This is a genomic window from Streptomyces sp. NPDC127098, assembly GCF_042722465.1.
GTDB classification, from domain to species: domain Bacteria; phylum Actinomycetota; class Actinomycetes; order Streptomycetales; family Streptomycetaceae; genus Streptomyces; species Streptomyces millisiae.
In genome coordinates, this window is sequence record NZ_JBHXFJ010000062.1 from 1 (window position 1) to 19,099 (window position 19,099).

Sequence of the window (19,099 nt, forward strand, 5' to 3'; positions counted from 1 at the left end):
GCCACCATCAGTGGTGTCACCCCGCCCGGGGCGTTGGCTCGACGGCCCGGCCGGAGCCGGCCCGGCCGTGAAGCCCCGCCGGCGCGAGGCGTCAGCTCTCCTCCGCCTGAACCGCGCGGCGCGCGTCCGCGCCGAGCACGCCCCAGCTGATCAGCTGCTCGGTCAGGACCGAGGGCGACTGGTCATAGATCACGGCCAGGGTGCGCAGGTCGTCCTGCCGGATCGAGAGCACCTTGCCGTTGTAGTCGCCGCGCTGGCTCTGGATGGTGGCCGTGTAACGCTGGAGCGGGCCCGCCTTCTCGCTGGGCACGTGGGCGAGGCGCTCCAGGTCGAGCACGAGCTTCGGCGGCGGCTCGGCGGCACCGCCGGGCGTCGAGCCGGGCAGCAGCTCCTGGACGGGGACCCCGTAGAAGTCCGCCAGCTCCGCGAGGCGCTGCACGGTCACGGCGCGGTCGCCACGCTCGTACGAGCCGACCACGACCGCCTTCCAGCGGCCCTGGGACTTCTCCTCGACCCCATGGAGCGAGAGACCCTGCTGGGTGCGGATGGCCCGGAGCTTGGCTCCGAGCTGTTTGGCGTATTCGCTGGACATGTGTCTCCCCGGGACGGCGTTCTGGTAACTCACTGTGAGGTTACGCAGCGTAATATCTCTCGTCAAGCCGAGGCGACAAGGTAGCCCCTGACCTGGGGCGATGCGGAGCGTGTCGAAGCTCCTGGTATTGTCGGCCTGGATCGACCGACGTCCTTTAAGGCCCGTCCTGTGAGGCGGGGAAGGAGGTCCTTTTCGTATGGACAACGAGAGCAACCCTGCTCCGGCCCGTTCCGTCCTGGAAGCGCCGGACATCGCGCGGGCGTTGACCCGCATCTCCCACGAGATCGTCGAGCGCGCCAAGGGCGCGGACGACGTGGTGCTCCTGGGAATCCCCACCCGAGGCGTCTTCCTGGCCCGCCGGCTCGCGGCCAACCTGCGCGAGATCACCGGGCACCCGCTCCCCGTGGGCTCGCTCGACATCACGATGTACCGGGACGACCTGCGGCTGCGCCCCGCGCGCGCCCTGGCCAGGACCGAGATCCCGGGCGACGGCGTCGACGGCCGCCTCGTCGTCCTCGTGGACGACGTGCTCTTCTCCGGCCGCACCATCAGGGCCGCGCTCGACGCGCTGGGTGACATCGGCCGGCCGCGCGCCGTGCAGCTCGCCGTCCTGGTCGACCGCGGCCACCGTGAGCTGCCGATCCGCGCCGACTACGTCGGCAAGAACATCCCGACCTCGCTGCGCGAGACCGTCCGCGTCCTCCTCCTGGAGGAGGACGGCCGCGACGGCGTGCTCCTCGGCGTGCGCGAGCACGCCCCAGCGGCCGAGCAGTAGCGCGCCGGCAGGCCCGCCGAGCCCCACCCGGGCCCCGGCATGCCGGCACGCCCGCACGCTTCCCACGAACCAGACGGAAGGCACCTGATGAAGCGTCACCTCATCTCGGCCACCGACCTCTCCCGCGACGACGCCCTCCTGGTCCTCGACACCGCCGAGGAGCTGGCCCGGGTCGCGGACCGGCCGATCAAGAAGCTCCCGACCCTGCGCGGTCGCACCGTGGTCAACCTGTTCTTCGAGGACTCCACCCGCACCCGGATCTCCTTCGAGGCGGCGGCCAAGCGGCTCTCAGCGGACGTGATCAACTTCTCCGCCAAGGGCTCCTCGGTCTCCAAGGGCGAGTCGCTCAAGGACACCGCGCTCACCCTGGAGGCGATGGGCGCCGACGCCGTCGTCATCCGGCACCACGACTCCGGCGCCCCGCACCGGCTCGCCACCTCAGGATGGATCGGGGGTTGTGTCGTCAACGCGGGCGACGGCACCCACGAGCACCCGACGCAGGCGCTGCTCGACGCGTTCACGCTGCGCCGCCGCCTGGTCGGCGGACCGGACCGCGGCCTGGGCGCCGACCTGGAGGGCCGCCGGATCACGATCGTCGGCGACATCCTGCACAGCCGGGTGGCCCGCTCCAACGTCCGGCTGCTCACCACGCTCGGCGCCGAGGTCACCGTCGTGGGACCGCCCACCCTGCTGCCGGTCGGCGTGGAGCGCTGGCCCTGCGCCGTCGACTACGACCTGGACGCGGTGCTGCCCAAGTCGGACGCCGTGATGATGCTCCGGGTGCAGCGCGAGCGGATGAACGCCGCCTTCTTCCCCACCGAGCGTGAGTACGCCCGCCGCTACGGCCTGGACGGCGACCGCATGGGCCGCATGCCCGAGCACGCCGTCGTCATGCACCCGGGCCCCATGAACCGCGGCATGGAGATCACCGCCGAGGTCGCCGACTCACCCCGCTGCACCGCCGTCGAGCAGGTGTCCGGCGGCGTCAGCGTCCGGATGGCCGTCCTGTACCTGCTGCTCGGCGGCTCGGAGCCCGCCGTCAGCGCCCGCACCACCGAGGAGAACACCCAGGCATGAGCGAGAACACCGCGCGCACCCTGATCCGCGCCGCGAGGGTACTCGGCGGCGCCCCCCAGGACGTGCTGATCGAGGGCGGGACCGTCGCCCGCGTCGGCGCAGGGCTCGACGCCGAGGGCGCGCAGGTCGTGGAGGCCGACGGGCTCGTCCTGCTGCCGGGCCTGGTCGACCTGCACACCCACCTGCGCGAGCCGGGTCGGGAGGACTCGGAGACCGTGCTCACCGGCACCAGGGCGGCGGCCGCCGGCGGCTTCACCGCCGTGCACGCCATGGCCAACACCTTCCCGGTCGCCGACACCGCCGGCGTGGTCGAGCAGGTCTGGCGCCTCGGCCGCGAGTCCGGCTACTGCGACGTGCAGCCGGTCGGCGCCGTCACCGTCGGCCTCGGCGGCCGGCAGCTGGCCGAGCTCGGCGCCATGCACGACTCGGCGGCCGGCGTCGTCGTCTTCTCCGACGACGGCAAGTGCGTGGACGACGCCGTGATCATGCGGCGCGCGCTGGAGTACGTGAAGGCATTCGACGGCGTGATCGCCCAGCACGCCCAGGAGCCCAGGCTCACCGAGGGCGCCCAGATGAACGAGGGCGCGGTCTCCGCCGAGCTGGGGCTCGGCGGCTGGCCGGCGGTGGCCGAGGAGGCGATCATCGCCCGCGACGTGCTGCTCGCCGCGCACGTCGGCTCCCGGGTGCACATCTGCCACCTCTCGACGGCCGGCTCCGTCGAACTGGTCCGCTGGGCCAAGTCCAAGGGCTGGCAGGTCACCGCCGAGGTCACCCCGCACCACCTGCTGCTCACCGACGAACTGGTCCGCTCCTACGACCCGGTCTTCAAGGTCAACCCGCCGCTGCGCACCGAGGAGGACGTGCTCGCGCTGCGCGAGGCGCTGGCCGACGGCACCATCGACTGCGTGGCCACCGACCACGCGCCGCACCCGCACGAGGACAAGGACTGCGAGTGGGGCGCGGCCGCCATGGGCATGGTCGGCCTGGAGACCGCGCTCTCCGTGGTGCAGCACACGATGGTGGACACCGGTCTCCTCGACTGGGCCGGCGTCGCCGACCGCATGTCCTTCCGGCCGGCGACCATCGGCCGGCTCGCCGGCCACGGCCGGCCCGTGGCCGAGGGCGAGCCCGCCAACCTCACCCTCGTCGACCCCGCCTACCGTGGAGAGGTGGACCCCGCCGCGTTCGCCTCCCGCAGCCGCAACACCCCCTACCGGGGGCGCGAGCTGCCGGGCCGCGTGACGCACACCTTCCTGCGGGGCCGGGCAACGCTCATGGACGGGAAGCTGGTATGAACGCCGCGCTGCGCTACGCGCTCACCACCGAGGACGGCGCGGAGACCGTCCGCAGGTCACAGGAGGTCACCGACTGGGGGGCCCGCGCCGCCTGGCTCGTCGGCCTGCTGCTCTTCGTCGCGCTGGTCTACTGGCTGATGCGGGAGGGCTGGAAGTGGCGCGCCACGCTCCAGGGCGACCTGCCCGAGCTGCCGGCACCGCCCGCCGAGCCGGGCCCCGAGCGGCTGCGGATGACCGGCCGCTACCACGGCAGCACCACCGTCGGGCAGTGGCTCGACCGGATCGCCGCGCACGGCCTCGGCGCCCGCAGCCGGGCCGAGCTGACCCTCACCGACGAGGGCGTGACCGTCATCAGGCCGGGCGCGGTGGACTTCCTGATCCCGGCCGACCGGATCCGCGGCGCGCGCCCCGAGAAGGGCATCGCCGGCAAGGTCCTCACCGAGGGCGGACTGCTGGTGATCACCTGGGAGCACGGCGAGCGGCTGCTCGACTCCGGCTTCCGCTCCGACCGGTCCGCCGAGCACGCCGCCTGGATCGAGGCCCTCGGCAGCTACTCGCCGGCCGGGCCCGCTCCCGTTCCGCACGACCAGAAGCACGAATCTCAGCACGAACAGGAAGGCGTCCGATGACCGCCACCACCCGCACCGTCGCCCCGGCGCCGGCCGTGCTCGTCCTGGAGGACGGCCGCGCCTTCCGCGGACAGGCGTACGGCGCGCGGGGCGAGACCGTCGGGGAGGCCGTCTTCTCCACCGGCATGACCGGCTACCAGGAGACCCTGACCGACCCCTCGTACCACCGCCAGCTGGTCGTGATGACGGCCCCGCACATCGGCAACACCGGCGTCAACGACGAGGACCCCGAGTCCCGCCGCATCTGGGTGGCCGGCTACGTGGTCCGGGACCCGGCGCGCCGCCACTCCAACTGGCGGGCCAGGCGCTCCCTGGAGGACGAGCTCGCCGCGCAGGGCGTCGTCGGCATCAGCGGCGTCGACACCCGCGCCCTCACCCGCCACCTGCGGGAGCGCGGCGCCATGCGCGCCGGGATCTTCTCCGGCGAGGCCGTCGCCGACAGCGCCACGCTGCTGGCCAGGGTGCGCTCCGCGCCCCAGATGTCGGGCGCCGACCTGTCGCCCGAGGTCGCCACCACCGAGCCCTACGTGGTGCCGGCCATCGGCGAGAAGCGGCTCACCGTGGCCGCGATCGACCTCGGCATCAAGGGCATGACCCCGCACCGGATGGCCGAGCGCGGCATCGAGGTGCACGTCCTGCCGGTGACCGCCACCCTGGACGAGATCTACGCCGTCGCCCCCGACGGGGTGTTCTTCTCCAACGGCCCGGGCGACCCGGCGACCGCCGACCACCCGGTCGCGCTGATGCGCGGCGTGCTGGAGCGCGGCACCCCGCTGTTCGGCATCTGCTTCGGCAACCAGATCCTCGGCCGCGCCCTGGGCTTCGGCACCTTCAAGCTCAAGTACGGCCACCGCGGCATCAACCAGCCGGTCAAGGACCTCACCACCGGCAAGGTCGAGGTGACCGCGCACAACCACGGCTTCGCCGTCGACGCCCCGCTCGACGCCGTCACCGACACCCCCTACGGCCGGGTCGAGGTCTCGCACGTCTGCCTCAACGACGACGTCGTCGAGGGACTGCGCCTGCTCGACCGGCCGGCCTTCAGCGTCCAGTACCACCCCGAAGCGGCGGCGGGTCCGCACGACGCCGCCTACCTGTTCGACCGCTTCGTCTCCCTGATGGAGGGCCAGCGTGCCTAAGCGCACCGATATCCAGTCCGTCCTGGTCATCGGCTCCGGCCCGATCGTCATCGGCCAGGCCGCCGAGTTCGACTACTCGGGCACCCAGGCCTGCCGTGTGCTCAAGGCCGAGGGTCTGCGCGTCATCCTGGTCAACTCCAACCCGGCCACGATCATGACCGACCCGGAGATCGCCGACGCGACCTACATCGAGCCGATCACCCCGGAGTTCGTCGAGCGCATCATCGCCAAGGAGCGCCCCGACGCCCTGCTGCCGACGCTCGGCGGCCAGACGGCGCTCAACACCGCGATCGCGCTCCACGAGGCCGGCGCCCTCGCCGCCCACGGCGTCGAGCTGATCGGCGCCAGCGTCGAGGCCATCGCCAAGGGCGAGGACCGCGACAAGTTCAAGGCCGTCGTCGAGGCGGTCCGCCAGACCACCGGGCACGGCGAGTCCGCCCGCTCGGTCATCTGCCACTCGATGGACGACGTGCTCGCCGGCGTCGAGCACCTCGGCGGCTACCCGGTCGTCGTCCGCCCCTCCTTCACCATGGGCGGCGCCGGCTCGGGGTTCGCCCACAACGAGGAGGAGCTGCGCCGTATCGCCGGGCAGGGCCTGGCCCTCTCGCCCACCACCGAGGTGCTCCTCGAGGAGTCCATCCTCGGCTGGAAGGAGTACGAGCTTGAGCTGATGCGCGACCGCAACGACAACGTGGTGGTCGTCTGCTCCATCGAGAACCTCGACCCGATGGGCGTGCACACCGGCGACTCGATCACCGTGGCGCCCGCGATGACCCTGACCGACCGCGAGTACCAGATCCTGCGCGACATCGGCATCGCCGTGATCCGCGAGGTCGGCGTGGACACCGGCGGCTGCAACATCCAGTTCGCCGTCAACCCGGACGACGGCCGGGTGGTCGTCATCGAGATGAACCCCCGCGTCTCCCGCTCCTCCGCGCTGGCGTCCAAGGCCACCGGGTTCCCGATCGCGAAGATCGCCGCCCGGCTCGCCATCGGCTACACGCTGGACGAGATCCCCAACGACATCACGGAGGAGACACCCGCCTCCTTCGAACCCACCCTCGACTACGTGGTGGTCAAGGTCCCCCGGTTCGCGTTCGAGAAGTTCCCGGCCGCCGACCCGAGCCTCACCACCACCATGAAGTCGGTCGGCGAGGCCATGGCCATCGGCCGCAACTTCACCGAGGCGCTGCAGAAGGCGCTGCGCTCCGTGGAGAAGAAGGGCTCCCAGTTCGACTTCGCCGGCGACCCCGGCACCGCCGAGGAGTTGGCCGGGCTGCTGACCCGCGCCGCGGTCCCCACCGACGGTCGGCTCTCCACCGTGATGGCCGCGATCCGCGCCGGCGCCACCCCCGAGCAGGTCTTCGAGGCCACCCGCATCGACCCCTGGTTCGTCGACCAGCTCTTCCTGATCAAGGAGGTCGCCGACGAGCTGGCCGCCGCCGAGCAGCTCACCCCCGAACTGCTGGCCGGCGCCAAGCGGCACGGCTTCTCCGACGCCCAGATCGCCGGCATCCGGGGCCTGCGCGAGGACGTGGTGCGCGAGGTGCGGCACGCGCTCGGCGTCCGCCCGGTCTACAAGACCGTGGACACCTGCGCCGCCGAGTTCGCCGCCCGCACCCCGTACCTCTACTCCTCCTACGACGAGGAGACCGAGGTCACCCCGCGCGAGCGGCCCGCCGTGATCATCCTGGGCTCGGGACCCAACCGGATCGGCCAGGGCATCGAGTTCGACTACTCCTGCGTCCACGCCTGCTTCGCGCTCAGCGAGGCCGGCTACGACACGGTGATGGTCAACTGCAACCCCGAGACCGTCTCCACCGACTACGACACCTCCGACCGGCTCTACTTCGAGCCGCTCACCCTGGAGGACGTGCTGGAGATCGTGCACGCCGAGACCCAGGCCGGGCCGGTCGCCGGCGTCATCGTCCAGCTCGGCGGCCAGACCCCGCTCGGCCTCGCCCAGGCGCTCAAGGACAACGGGGTGCCCATCGTCGGCACCTCGCCCGAGGCCATCAACCTGGCCGAAGAGCGCGGCGCGTTCGGCCGGGTCCTCGCCGAGGCCGGGCTGCCGGCCCCCAAGTACGGCACCGCCTTCTCCTTCGACGAGGCCAAGGCCATCGCCGCCGGCATCGGCTACCCCGTGATGGTCCGCCCCAGCTACGTGCTCGGCGGCCGCGGCATGCGGATCGTCTACGACGAGGCGGCGCTCGCCGAGTACCTGGAGCAGCACGCCGGACTGATCTCGGAGCACCCGGTGCTCGTCGACCGCTTCCTCGACGACGCCATCGAGATCGACGTGGACGCCCTCTACGACGGCACCGAGCTCTACCTCGGCGGCGTCATGGAGCACATCGAGGAGGCCGGCATCCACTCCGGCGACTCGGCCTGCGCGCTCCCGCCGATCACCCTGGGCGGCCACGACATCAAGCGGCTGCGCGCCTCCACCGAGGCCATCGCCGCCGGCGTCGGCGTCCGCGGCCTGATCAACATCCAGTTCGCGCTCGCCGGCGACATCCTCTACGTGCTGGAGGCCAACCCGCGCGCCTCCCGCACCGTTCCCTTCACCTCCAAGGCCACCGCCGTGCCCCTGGCCAAGGCGGCGGCCCGGATCTCGCTCGGCGCCAGCATCGCCGAGCTGCGCGCCGAGGGTATGCTCCCCGCCCGCGGTGACGGCGGCACCCTCCCGCTGGACGCGCCGATCTCCGTCAAGGAGGCCGTGATGCCCTGGTCCCGCTTCCGGGACGTGCACGGGCGCGGCGTGGACACCGTGCTGGGGCCCGAGATGCGCTCCACCGGCGAGGTCATGGGCATCGACTCGGCCTTCGGCACCGCCTACGCCAAGTCGCAGGCCGGCGCCTACGGCGCGCTGCCCACCAAGGGGCGGGCGTTCGTCTCGGTCGCCAACCGCGACAAGCGGGCCATGATCTTCCCGGCCCGCGCCCTGGTCGAGCACGGCTTCGAGCTGCTGGCCACCTCGGGCACCGCCGAGGTGCTCAGGCGGAACGGCATCCACGCCACCGTGGTGCGCAAGGAGTACGAGGGACAGGGCCCGAACGGCGAGCCCACCATCGTCCAGCTGATCCACGAGGGCCAGGTCGACCTCATCGTCAACACCCCCTACGGCACCGGCGGTCGGCTCGACGGCTACGACATCCGCACGGCGGCGGTGGCCCGCGGCATCCCCTGCCTGACCACCGTCCAGGCGCTGGCCGCGGCCGTCCAGGGCATCGACGCGCTCACCAAGGGGGAGGTCGGCGTCCGCGCCCTCCAGGAGCACGCCAGCCAGCTGATCGAGGCGCGGAACCGGTGACCGCCTACGGCCTCCTGTTCAACACCGTCCTCCGCCGGCTCGACGCGGAGCGCGCCCACCACCTCGCCTTCTCGCTGATCCGCCTCGTGGCGCGGGTGCCGGGGTTGCGCTCCGCGGTGCGCGCCGTCTACGTCCCGGCCCACCCCGACCTCCGGGTGCGGGCCCTGGGCCGGGAGATGCCGGGGCCCTTCGGGCTCGCCGCCGGCTTCGACAAGAACGCCGTGGGCGTGGACGGCCTGGCGATGCTGGGCTTCGACCACGTCGAGATCGGCACCGTCACCGGTCGGCCGCAGCCCGGCAACCCACCGCGGCGGCTCTTCCGGTTGCCGGCCGACCGCGCCCTGGTCAACCGGATGGGGTTCAACAACGAGGGCTCCGCCGCCGTCGCGGCCCGGCTCGCCCGGCGCGGCCGGCGGAGCCGGCCGGTCCTCGGCGTCAACATCGGCAAGACCAAGGCCGTCCCCGAATCGGAGGCCGTCGCCGACTACGTCGCCTCGACCGAGCGGCTCGCCGGGCACGCCGACTACCTGGTGGTCAACGTCTCCTCGCCCAACACCCCCGGGCTGCGCGACCTCCAGGCCGCCGAGCGGCTGCGCCCGCTGCTGACCGCCGTGCGCGAGGCGGCCGACCGCGCGGTGCCGGACCGGCGGGTGCCGTTGCTGGTCAAGATCGCCCCCGACCTCGCCGACGAGGACGTGGACGCCGTCGCCGACCTCGCACTCGACCTCGGGCTCGACGGGATCATCGCCACCAACACCACCATCGCCCGCGACGGCCTCGCCACCCCGACGGCCGACGTCGCCGCCCTGGGCGCCGGCGGCCTCTCCGGCGCCCCGCTCAGGGAGCGCTCGCTCGCCGTGCTGCGGCGGCTGCACCGCCGCGTGGGCGACCGGGTCACCCTGATCGGCGTCGGCGGCGTCGAGACCGCCGACGACGCCTGGGAGCGGTTGCTGGCCGGCGCGACCCTGGTCCAGGGGTACACCGGCTTCGTCTACGCGGGACCCGGCTGGGCCCGCGCCATCCACCGAGGGCTCGCGAGGCGCCTCGCCGCCAGCCCCTACGCGACGCTCGCCGACGCCGTCGGCGCCGGCGCGCGCGACGATGTGACGGAGGACAGGTCATGACCGCCCCCGAACCCTTCGGGACCCGGCTGTGCCGGGCCATGGACGAGCGCGGGCCGCTGTGCGTGGGCATCGATCCGCACCCCTCGCTGCTGGCGGCCTGGGGCCTCGGCGACGACGTCGGCGGCCTGGAGCGCTTCGCCGACACGGTGGTCGAGGCACTCGCCGAGCGGGTCGCCGTGCTCAAGCCGCAGTCGGCCTTCTTCGAGCGCTTCGGCTCCCGGGGCGTCGCCGTGCTCGAAAGGACCGTCGCCGAGGCGCGCTCGGCCGGCGCCCTGGTGCTGCTCGACGCCAAGCGCGGTGACATCGGCTCCACCATGGCCGCCTACGCCGCGGCCTACCTGGACGAGGGCGCCCCGCTCGCCGCCGACGCCGTCACCGTCAGCCCCTACCTGGGCTACGGCTCGCTGCGCCCGGCCCTCGACCTCGCCAGGGCCAACGGCAGGGGCGTGTTCGTGCTCGCCCTCACCTCCAACCCGGAGGGCGCCGAGGTGCAGTCCGCCGTCACCGCCGCCGGACCCACGGTCGCCCAGGGGATCCTCGACCGGCTGCGCGAGGAGAACGCGGCCGAGCTGGCCGCCGGCGCCCCGCTCGGCTCGTTCGGCGCCGTGGTCGGCGCCACCGTCGGCGAGACCGGCGCCGAACTGGCGATCGGTGGACCGCTGTTGGCGCCCGGCGTGGGCGCTCAGGGCGCCACCGCCGCGGATCTGCCCCGGGTCTTCGGCGACACCCTGGGCCAGGTCCTGCCCAACGTGGGGCGCGGGGTGCTGAAGCACGGCCCGCACGCCGCGGCACTGCGTGCCGCGGCGGAGCGGGAGGCGGCGGAGATCGCGCGATTCGTCGACTCCGGAGCGTGACCGCGCGCATCGTAGCCGCAAACTGTGCAGGGATATGTCGGAAATGCGAGGGGGGATCTCCAGCTGACCTGGACTTTTTGTCGATTCTCGCTGACTAATCGCGGTGCCGGCCGCTAGTCTCCGTCGAGAGCGGAGCCCCGAGCGCGTTGCTCGTTGCTCCGCCGGTGTGGGGCTACTAGGTTCCTCACCGTTCCGTATCCGACAGTTCGATACCCGAGGTGACGTAGGCGTGGCTCTTCCGCCCCTTACCCCTGAACAGCGCGCAGCCGCGCTTCAGAAGGCCGCCGCGGCTCGCCGGGAGCGCGCCGAGGTCAAGAATCGGCTCAAGCACTCCGGCGCCTCGCTGCACGAGGTCATCAAGCAGGGCCAGGAGAACGATGTCATCGGCAAGATGAAGGTCAGCGCACTGCTGGAGTCGATGCCGGGCGTCGGCAAGGTTCGCGCCCGCCAGATCATGGAGCGGCTCGGGATTTCCGAGAGCCGCCGGGTCCGTGGGCTCGGCTCCAACCAGATCGCCGCGCTCGAGCGCGAGTTCGGCGCCAAGGGCTGAGGTTTTCCCGACCCTCCGGGAACCGGGATAATCGCCGCATGACCGATCGTCCGCGACTGACCGTGCTCTCCGGCCCCTCCGGGGTCGGCAAGAGCACGGTCGTCGCTCATTTGCGCAAAGCCCACCCGGAAGTGTGGCTGTCCGTGTCCGCAACCACGCGGAAGCCCCGCCCCGGCGAGCGGCACGGCGTCCAGTACTACTTCGTGGACGACGAGGAGTTCGACAAGCTGGTCGCCAACGGCGAGCTGCTGGAGTGGGCCGAGTTCGCCGGCAACCGCTACGGGACCCCGCGTCGTGCCGTGCTGCACCGGCTCGAGGCGGGGGACCCCGTGCTCCTCGAGATCGACCTGCAGGGCGCCCGCCAGATCAGGGAGACCATGCCGGAGGCCCGGCTGGTGTTCCTGGCGCCGCCCAGCTGGGAGGAGCTGGTCCGCCGGCTCACCGGCCGCGGCACCGAGCCGCCCGAGGTCATCGAGCGGCGGCTCTCGGCGGCGCGCACCGAGCTCGCCGCCGAGCCCGAGTTCGACCTCACCCTGGTCAACACCTCGGTCGAGGACGTCGTGACCGAGCTGCTAGCCTTGGTCCGTTAAGAGCCCTGACCTGTCAAGAGGGGGGCCTCCCCAGATTCCCAGCGGAAGGCAGAGCGTGTCCTCTCCTATCACCACGCCCGAGGGCATCATCAACCCGCCGATCGACGAGCTGCTCGAGGCGACCGACTCGAAGTACAGCCTGGTGATCTACGCCGCCAAGCGGGCGCGCCAGATCAACGCCTACTACTCGCAGCTCGGCGAGGGCCTGCTGGAGTACGTCGGGCCGCTGGTCGACACGCACGTGCACGAGAAGCCGCTGTCGATCGCGCTGCGCGAGATCAACGCGGGCCTGCTGACCTCCGAGGCCGTCGAGGGCGCCACGGACTAGCGGGGGCGCTCGGTGTGCTCCGGGCCCGGCGGCCACCTGGCTGCCGGGCCCGTCGTCTGTCGGAGCCGTGGTGCAGGATGGAGCCACGCGGTAGTGCGAAGTGACCAGAGGGGAGCGCCGTCGCCGGCGGCGGCGCGGGAAGGGGCGAGCGATGGGTCGGCCGGAGATCGTCCTCGGGGTGGGCGGTGGCATCGCCGCCTACAAGGCCTGTGAGCTGCTGCGGCTGTTCACCGAGTCCGGGCACTCGGTCACCGTGGTGCCCACCGCGTCGGCGCTGCGCTTCGTCGGCGCCCCCACCTGGGCGGCGCTGTCCGGCGCCCCGGTGGCCACCGAGGTGTGGGAGGACGTGCACGAGGTCCCGCACGTCAGGATCGGGCAGCGGGCCGACCTGGTGGTGATCGCCCCCGCCACCGCGGACGTGCTGGCCCGCGCCGCCGGCGGCCGCGCCGACGACCTGCTGACCAACGTGCTGCTCACCGCCCGCAGTCCGGTGGTCTTCGCGCCCGCCATGCACACCGAGATGTGGGAGCACCCCGCCACCCAGGAGAACGTGGCCACGCTGCGCCGCCGCGGTGCCCTGGTGATCGAGCCCGCCGTGGGCCGGCTCACCGGCGCCGACACCGGCAGGGGCCGGCTGCCTGACCCGTCCGCGATCTTCGCCCACTGCCGTCGGGTGCTGGAGCGCGGCGCGGTGGACGAGCCGGCCGACCTGGCGGGTCGCCGGGTGGTGATCAGCGCCGGGGGCACCCGGGAGCCGCTCGACCCCGTCCGCTACCTGGGGAACCGTTCCTCGGGGAAGCAGGGCTACGCGCTGGCCCGCACCGCCGCCGCCCGGGGCGCGGCGGTCACCCTGGTCGCGGCGAACACCGCGCTGCCGGACCCGGCCGGCGTCACCGTGATCCCGGTGTCCACCACCGAGGAGCTGCGGGAGGCGGTGGTCAAGGCGGCCGCCGAGGCCGACGCGGTGGTGATGGCCGCCGCCGTCGCGGACTTCCGGCCGGCCAGCCGTGCCCCGCAGAAGATCAAGAAGCGGGACGACCGGGACCCGGAGCCCATCGCCCTGGTCCGCAACCCGGACATCCTGGCCGAGCTGGCCGCCGGCCGCCGGCCGGGGCAGCTGGTGGTCGGCTTCGCCGCCGAGACGGAGGACGTGCTGGCCAACGGCCGCGCCAAGCTGGCGCGCAAGGGCTGCGACGTCCTGGTGGTCAACCGCGTCGGCGAGGGCATCGCCTTCGGCACCGAGGAGAACGAGGCGGTGATCCTGGAGGCCGGGGGAGCGGAGACGCCCGTGCCGCACGGCCCCAAGGAGGCCCTGGCCGACCGGGTCTGGGACGCGGTGGCGCGGCGCTGGCCGTAGCGAGGCGGCAGGGGGCGCCAGGGGTCGCGCACCGGAGCGTGTCTCGCAGAGCGGTCCGCTCTCCCCGCGAGCCGGTCGCTCGGGCTAGGGTGGTCGGGCCGGAGATCGCCGCCGTCGTGGCCGAGCCTTCGGCTCATGCCGGCCCCGGGCCGGCTAGGATTGGCGCCGGCCGTCCCCCGTTCGCCGCGGGCGGCCGTCACAGTTCAGTCAGCAGCCGCTGCAACCCCAGGGAGCGATGTGTCCCGCCGTCTGTTCACCTCGGAGTCCGTGACCGAGGGTCACCCCGACAAGATCGCCGACCAGATCAGCGACGCCATCCTCGACGCCCTGCTCGCCGAGGACCCGACCTCGCGGGTGGCCGTGGAGACCATGATCACCACGGGCCTGGTGCACGTGGCCGGTGAGGTCACCACCTCGGCCTACGCCGACATCGCCTCGCTGGTCCGCAACACCATCCTCGGCATCGGCTACGACTCCTCCAAGAAGGGGTTCGACGGCGCCTCCTGCGGCGTCTCGGTGTCCATCGGCGCGCAGTCGCCCGACATCGCGCAGGGCGTGGACTCCGCCTACGAGGCCCGGGTCGAGGGCGACGAGGACGAGCTCGACCGGCAGGGCGCCGGCGACCAGGGGCTGATGTTCGGCTACGCCTGCGACGAGACGCCCGAGCTGATGCCGCTGCCGATCCGGCTGGCCCACCGGCTCTCCCACCGGCTCTCCGAGGTCCGGAAGAACGGGACCATCCCCTACCTGCGGCCGGACGGCAAGACGCAGGTCACCATCGAGTACGACGGCGACAAGGCGGTCCGCCTCGACACCGTGGTGGTCTCCTCGCAGCACGCCTCCGACATCGACCTGGACTCGCTGCTCGCCCCCGACATCCAGGAGTTCGTGGTCGAGCCGGAGCTGAAGGCCCTGCTGACCGACGGCATCAAGCTGGACACCGAGGGGTACCGGCTGCTGGTCAACCCGACCGGGCGGTTCGAGATCGGCGGCCCGATGGGCGACGCCGGCCTGACCGGCCGGAAGATCATCATCGACACCTACGGCGGCATGGCCCGGCACGGCGGCGGCGCCTTCTCCGGCAAGGACCCGTCGAAGGTGGACCGCTCGGCGGCCTACGCGATGCGCTGGGTCGCCAAGAACGTGGTGGCCGCCGGCCTGGCCACCCGCTGCGAGGTGCAGGTCGCGTACGCCATCGGCAAGGCCGAGCCGGTCGGCCTGTTCGTGGAGACCTTCGGCACCGCCACCGCCCCCGTCGAGCGCATCGAGCAGGCCATCACCGAGGTCTTCGACCTCCGCCCGGCCGCCATCATCCGCGACCTCGACCTGCTCCGCCCGATCTACGCCCAGACCGCGGCCTACGGCCACTTCGGCCGCGAACTCCCCGACTTCACCTGGGAGCGCACCGACCGCGTCGAGGCCCTCCGCGCGGCCGTCGGCGTCTAGCCACCCCGGTCCCGCGACCCTCGACATCGCCGATCCCTCGGGCCTCGGACGTCGGCCACCGGCCGCCGTCGGATGTCCGAGGGATCTGCTGTACTGGGCACCGTGAGCGAGATCGGCCCCCGGCGAGAGCAGAGCCACCAGGGCCCGGCCGGTGAGCAGCTGGCCCTGTTGCGCGGCGCGGCCCGCAAGCGCACGCCCCCGCGCACCTGGCGGGACGCGCCGCTCGCCGAGCGGCTGCCGGTCGCCCGGGTCCTGGTCGACAAGGGGCTTGTCCACCTCGACCGCTACTTCGACTACGCCGTGCCCGCCGCCATGGACGAGGAGGCCAGGCCCGGCGTCCGGGTCCGGGTCCGCTTCGGCGCCGGGCAGCGCGACGGCCGCCGCGAGGGCGGCCGCCTGATCAACGGCTTCGTGGTCGAGCGGCGCGCCGAGAGCGACTTCCCCGGGGTGCTGGCCCCCCTGGCGCAGGTGCTCTCCACCGAGCCGGTGCTCACCCCCGAGCTGCTCCGGCTCTGCCGCTCGGTCGCCGACCGCTACGCCGGCGCCCTCGCCGACGTCGTCACGCTCGCCGTCCCGCCCCGGATGGCCAGGGCCGAGCGCCAGCCCTCGCCGCCCCCCGCCGCGCCGCCACCCCCGCCCGCGCCCGGCGGCTGGACCCGCTATCCGCAGGGCCCCGCCTTCCTCCAGGCGCTGGCCGCCGGCGACGCGCCCCGGGCCGTGTGGACCGCGCTGCCCGGGCCGCACTGGCCGGACGAGCTGGCCCGCGCCCTGGCCACCACGCTGGCCGCCGGTCGCGGCGCCCTCGCCGTGCTGCCCGACGGCCGCGCGGCCGCCCGGCTCGACACCGCGCTGACCGCTCTCGTGGGCGAGGGCCATCATGTGCTGCTCACCGCCGACGCCGGACCCGAGGTCCGGTACCGGCGCTGGCTCGCGCTCAACCGCGGCTCGGTGCGCTGCGTCGTCGGCACCAGGGCCGCCATGTTCGCCCCGGTCCGCGACCTCGGCCTCGTGGCCGTCTGGGACGACGGGGACTCGTCCCACCACGAGGACCGCGCCCCGCAGCCGCACGCCCGCGAGGTACTGGTGCTGCGGGCCGTCCAGGAGGGCGCCGCCGCGCTGGTCGGCGGACACGCGCAGACCGTGGAGGCCGCCCAGCTGGTGGAGACCGGCTGGGCCCGCCCGCTGGCCGCCGACCGCCCCGCGGTCCGCGCCGCCGCGCCCCTGGTCCGCACCGTCGGGGACGAGGACTCGGCCCGCGACCCGGCGGCCCGCTCGGCCCGGCTGCCCAGCCTCGCCTGGGAGGCCCTGCGCGACGGCCTGGAGCGCGGCCCGGTGCTCGTCCAGGTGCCGCGCCGGGGGTACGCGCCCCGGCTCGCCTGCGCCCGCTGCCGCGCCCCCGCCCGCTGCGCCCGCTGCCAGGGCCCGCTCGCGGCCGCCGGCCCCGACCGGCCGCTGAGCTGCGGCTGGTGCGGCACCGAGGCCCCCGGCTGGGCCTGCGCCGAGTGCGGGGAGAGCCGGCTGCGCGCCGTCGTCATCGGGGCCCGCCGCACCGCGGAGGAGCTCGGCAGGTCGTTCCCCGCCGTGCCCGTCCGCACCTCGGGCCGCGACCACGTCCTGGACGCCGTCCCCGACCGGCCGGCGCTGGTGGTCAGCACCCCGGGGGCCGAGCCCGTCCCCGAGGGGCCCGGCTACGCGGCGGCGCTGCTGCTCGACGGCTGGGTGCTGCTCGGCCGTCCCGACCTGCGGGCCGGTGAGGAGGCCCTGCGCCACTGGCTGAACGCGGCGGCCCTGGTCCGCCCGCACGCCGACGGCGGCACCGTGGTGGTGCTCGCGGAGGCCACCCTCCGGCCCGTGCAGGCCCTGGTGCGCTGGGATCCGGCGGGCAACGCGCGGCGCGAACTCGCGGACCGGGCGTTCCTCGGCTTTCCGCCGGTCTCCAGAATGGCCGCCGTCAGCGGGCCGCCGGAGGCGGTCGAGGGGCTGCTCGACACCGCGCGGCTGCCCGCCGAGGCGGAGGTGCTCGGGCCTGTGCCGATGCCGGTCACCGAGCCGGGCCGGCCCCGGCGCATCGGGGACCCGCCGCCCGGCGAGCAGTGGCAGCGGGCGCTGGTCCGGGTGCCGCCGGGCAGCGGCGCCGCCCTCGCCGCCGCCCTCAAGACCGCGCAGGCCGCCCGGCTGGCCCGCCGCGAGGGGGCCCCGGCGCGGGTGCGCATCGACCCGGCCGACATCGGCTGAACCGGCCCCGCCGCGGCCGGCGGCTCAGCCGCTGCGCTGCCCGGGAAAGGCGCCGCTCCTGGCCTCGGAGCCGCCCGCCACCGGCTGCGCCGGCCGCCCGGGCACCGTGCGGGCCGGGGGCACTCCCGGTGCCAGCGGCCCCTCGGGACGCGCCGGCTCCCGCGGGGCCTGGGGCTGCGCGCCGGCCCCCGCGCCCGCGCTCGCCCCGGCCCGCCGGGCACCGTAACGGCGGTGCACCGCCTGCTTGGTGACGCCGAGGGCCGAACCCACCGCGTCCCAGGAGAAGCCGAGCGAACGATCGAAGTCCACCGCGGCCGTCACCAGGGCCTCCACGCTGTCCCGGAGCTCCTGGGCCAGCCGGACCGTGGGGGCGGGCGCTCGCCCGTAGACCACGAACCCGGCGGAGGGACCGGTGCGTCGCGGTCGGTATACGTTGCCCAGCTGCGCGGTGAGCGTACGCAGCGCGTCCACCTGGCGGCGGACCCGCTCGATGTCCCGCACCAGCAGATGCAGGCTGGCCCGTGCCTGAGCGTCAGGGGTGGCGTGGTCGGCCATGAACAAGCCTCTCGAACCGGCGTCAAGGAAACGGACCAGTAACCGGCCCGTGCGGTCAATCTCCCTTGACAACGCGCCACCCCGCGCCGGAGTCACGCTGCCGGCGCGCATCGTCAACCCCGTGCATCGCACACCCACTTCCGGGCCCAGGAAGAAACGTGCCACCGCGGACCCTAGACTCGTCGGGGCCGGCCTCCGTCGCCGGCCGGCACCGCAGCGGACAGCAACGGAGAGGTCGTACACGCACGATGAGGCTCGTCTTCGCCGGCACTCCAGAGGTGGCCGTCCCGGCCCTCGACGCCCTGCTCGCCTCGGACCGGCACCAGGTCGTCGCCGTCGTGACCCGCCCCGACGCCCCGGCCGGCCGGGGCCGGCGGCTCGTTCCCAGTCCGGTGGCCGAGCGCGCCGCCGAGGCCGGCATCGAGATCCTGCGCCCCCGCCGCCCCCGCGACCCCGACTTCCTCGACCGGCTGCGCGCGATCGACCCCGACTGCTGCCCGGTCGTCGCCTACGGCGCCCTGCTGCCCAGGGTCGCCCTCGACATCCCCCGGCACGGCTGGGTGAACCTGCACTTCTCGCTGCTGCCGGCCTGGCGGGGCGCCGCCCCCGTCCAGCACGCGGTGCTCGCCGGCGACGAGATCACCGGCGCCTGCACCTTCCAGATCGAGGAGGGGCTTGACTCCGGGCCCGTCTACGGAGTGCTCACCGAGGCCATCCGTCCCGAGGACACCAGTGGCGATCTGCTCACCCGGCTCGCCTTCGCCGGCGCCGGGCTGCTCGCGCACACCATGGACGGCGTCGAGGACGGCACCCTGCGCGCCGAGCCGCAGCCCGCCGAGGGGATCAGCCTCGCCCCCAAGATCACCGTCGAGGACGCGGCCGTGGACTGGTCGGCCCCCGCGCTGCGGGTGCACCGCCAGGTGCGCGCCTGCACCCCTGCCCCCGGGGCCTGGACGGTGTTCCGCGGCGAGCGGTTGAAGCTCCGTCAGGTGACCATGGTGCCGGACCGGGACGACCTGGCCCCCGGCGAGCTGGCCGCCGAGAAGCACGCCGTCCACGTCGGCACCGCCTCGCACGCCGTCGAGCTGGTCTGGGTCCAGCCGCAGGGCAAGAAGCCGATGCGCGCCGCGGACTGGGCCAGGGGCGTCCGGGTCGCCGCCGGCGAGCGGCTCGAGTCGCCCACCGTGCCCCGGCCGTAGGCTGGAGACCAGCGCCGCACCGCCGGCACCAGATCCCTTCC

At 74.0% G+C, this 19,099-nt stretch carries 17 protein-coding genes; 15 read left to right on the forward strand and 2 right to left on the reverse strand.

What is annotated here, in order from left to right; genetic code table 11:
- Positions 1–91: 91 nt before the first annotated feature.
- The gene (gene bldD, locus ACFWI8_RS29000; protein ID WP_113685051.1) at positions 92–592 is read right to left on the reverse strand and encodes a transcriptional regulator BldD; all 501 of its coding nucleotides are present in this window, start codon (positions 590–592) and stop codon (positions 92–94) included.
- Positions 593–788: 196 nt separating this feature from the next.
- Between bldD and pyrR the strand changes: the two genes are divergently transcribed.
- The 14 genes from pyrR to ACFWI8_RS29070 all read left to right on the forward strand — a co-directional run bounded on the left by pyrR (position 789) and on the right by ACFWI8_RS29070 (position 17,304).
- Positions 789–1,367: a bifunctional pyr operon transcriptional regulator/uracil phosphoribosyltransferase PyrR gene (pyrR, locus tag ACFWI8_RS29005; RefSeq protein ID WP_387097500.1), complete on the forward strand. Its 579-nt coding sequence runs from the start codon at positions 789–791 to the stop codon at positions 1,365–1,367.
- Between the two features lie 87 nt (positions 1,368–1,454).
- The gene (locus tag ACFWI8_RS29010) at positions 1,455–2,444 is read left to right on the forward strand and encodes an aspartate carbamoyltransferase catalytic subunit (protein ID WP_387097503.1); all 990 of its coding nucleotides are present in this window, start codon (positions 1,455–1,457) and stop codon (positions 2,442–2,444) included.
- The gene (locus ACFWI8_RS29015; RefSeq protein ID WP_387097506.1) at positions 2,441–3,739 is read left to right on the forward strand and encodes a dihydroorotase; all 1,299 of its coding nucleotides are present in this window, start codon (positions 2,441–2,443) and stop codon (positions 3,737–3,739) included. Before ACFWI8_RS29010 ends, ACFWI8_RS29015 begins: the two co-directional genes overlap by 4 nt.
- Entirely contained in the window at positions 3,736–4,368 is a 633-nt protein-coding gene (locus tag ACFWI8_RS29020) for a hypothetical protein (RefSeq protein WP_387097509.1), read from the forward strand. The genes ACFWI8_RS29015 and ACFWI8_RS29020 overlap by 4 nt, the downstream gene beginning before the upstream one ends.
- On the forward strand, positions 4,365–5,507 hold the full coding sequence (carA, locus tag ACFWI8_RS29025) for a glutamine-hydrolyzing carbamoyl-phosphate synthase small subunit (protein ID WP_387097511.1): 1,143 nt from the start codon (positions 4,365–4,367) through the stop codon (positions 5,505–5,507). Before ACFWI8_RS29020 ends, carA begins: the two co-directional genes overlap by 4 nt.
- Positions 5,500–8,820, forward strand: a complete 3,321-nt coding sequence (gene carB / locus ACFWI8_RS29030) for a carbamoyl-phosphate synthase large subunit (RefSeq protein WP_387097514.1) — start codon at positions 5,500–5,502, stop codon at positions 8,818–8,820. The genes carA and carB overlap by 8 nt, the downstream gene beginning before the upstream one ends.
- Entirely contained in the window at positions 8,817–9,944 is a 1,128-nt protein-coding gene (locus ACFWI8_RS29035) for a quinone-dependent dihydroorotate dehydrogenase (protein ID WP_387097517.1), read from the forward strand. Before carB ends, ACFWI8_RS29035 begins: the two co-directional genes overlap by 4 nt.
- Positions 9,941–10,798, forward strand: coding sequence for an orotidine-5'-phosphate decarboxylase (gene pyrF / locus ACFWI8_RS29040; protein WP_387097520.1), 858 nt, complete (start codon positions 9,941–9,943; stop codon positions 10,796–10,798). Before ACFWI8_RS29035 ends, pyrF begins: the two co-directional genes overlap by 4 nt.
- 229 nt (positions 10,799–11,027) lie before the next feature.
- Positions 11,028–11,348, forward strand: coding sequence for an integration host factor (locus tag ACFWI8_RS29045; protein ID WP_311594474.1), 321 nt, complete (start codon positions 11,028–11,030; stop codon positions 11,346–11,348).
- 38 nt (positions 11,349–11,386) lie between these two features.
- Positions 11,387–11,938: a guanylate kinase gene (gene gmk / locus ACFWI8_RS29050; RefSeq protein WP_387097524.1), complete on the forward strand. Its 552-nt coding sequence runs from the start codon at positions 11,387–11,389 to the stop codon at positions 11,936–11,938.
- A gap of 55 nt (positions 11,939–11,993) precedes the next feature.
- The gene (rpoZ, locus tag ACFWI8_RS29055) at positions 11,994–12,266 is read left to right on the forward strand and encodes a DNA-directed RNA polymerase subunit omega (protein ID WP_132931393.1); all 273 of its coding nucleotides are present in this window, start codon (positions 11,994–11,996) and stop codon (positions 12,264–12,266) included.
- A gap of 151 nt (positions 12,267–12,417) precedes the next feature.
- Entirely contained in the window at positions 12,418–13,623 is a 1,206-nt protein-coding gene (gene coaBC / locus ACFWI8_RS29060) for a bifunctional phosphopantothenoylcysteine decarboxylase/phosphopantothenate--cysteine ligase CoaBC (RefSeq protein WP_387097527.1), read from the forward strand.
- A 237-nt stretch (positions 13,624–13,860) separates the two neighbouring features.
- A complete protein-coding gene (gene metK / locus ACFWI8_RS29065; RefSeq protein WP_387097530.1) occupies positions 13,861–15,069 on the forward strand; it encodes a methionine adenosyltransferase in 1,209 nt (402 codons plus the stop codon).
- 102 nt (positions 15,070–15,171) lie between these two features.
- Positions 15,172–17,304: a primosomal protein N' gene (locus tag ACFWI8_RS29070; protein WP_387097533.1), complete on the forward strand. Its 2,133-nt coding sequence runs from the start codon at positions 15,172–15,174 to the stop codon at positions 17,302–17,304.
- Positions 17,305–17,328: 24 nt separating this feature from the next.
- On the opposite strand, the gene ACFWI8_RS29075 is transcribed toward ACFWI8_RS29070, so the two are convergent.
- Entirely contained in the window at positions 17,329–17,859 is a 531-nt protein-coding gene (locus ACFWI8_RS29075; protein ID WP_311594479.1) for a hypothetical protein, read from the reverse strand.
- Between the two features lie 248 nt (positions 17,860–18,107).
- Between ACFWI8_RS29075 and fmt the strand changes: the two genes are divergently transcribed.
- Positions 18,108–19,058 (forward strand): methionyl-tRNA formyltransferase, encoded by a 951-nt coding sequence (fmt, locus tag ACFWI8_RS29080; RefSeq protein ID WP_387097536.1) that lies wholly within the window; start codon positions 18,108–18,110, stop codon positions 19,056–19,058.
- Positions 19,059–19,099 lie beyond the last annotated feature (41 nt).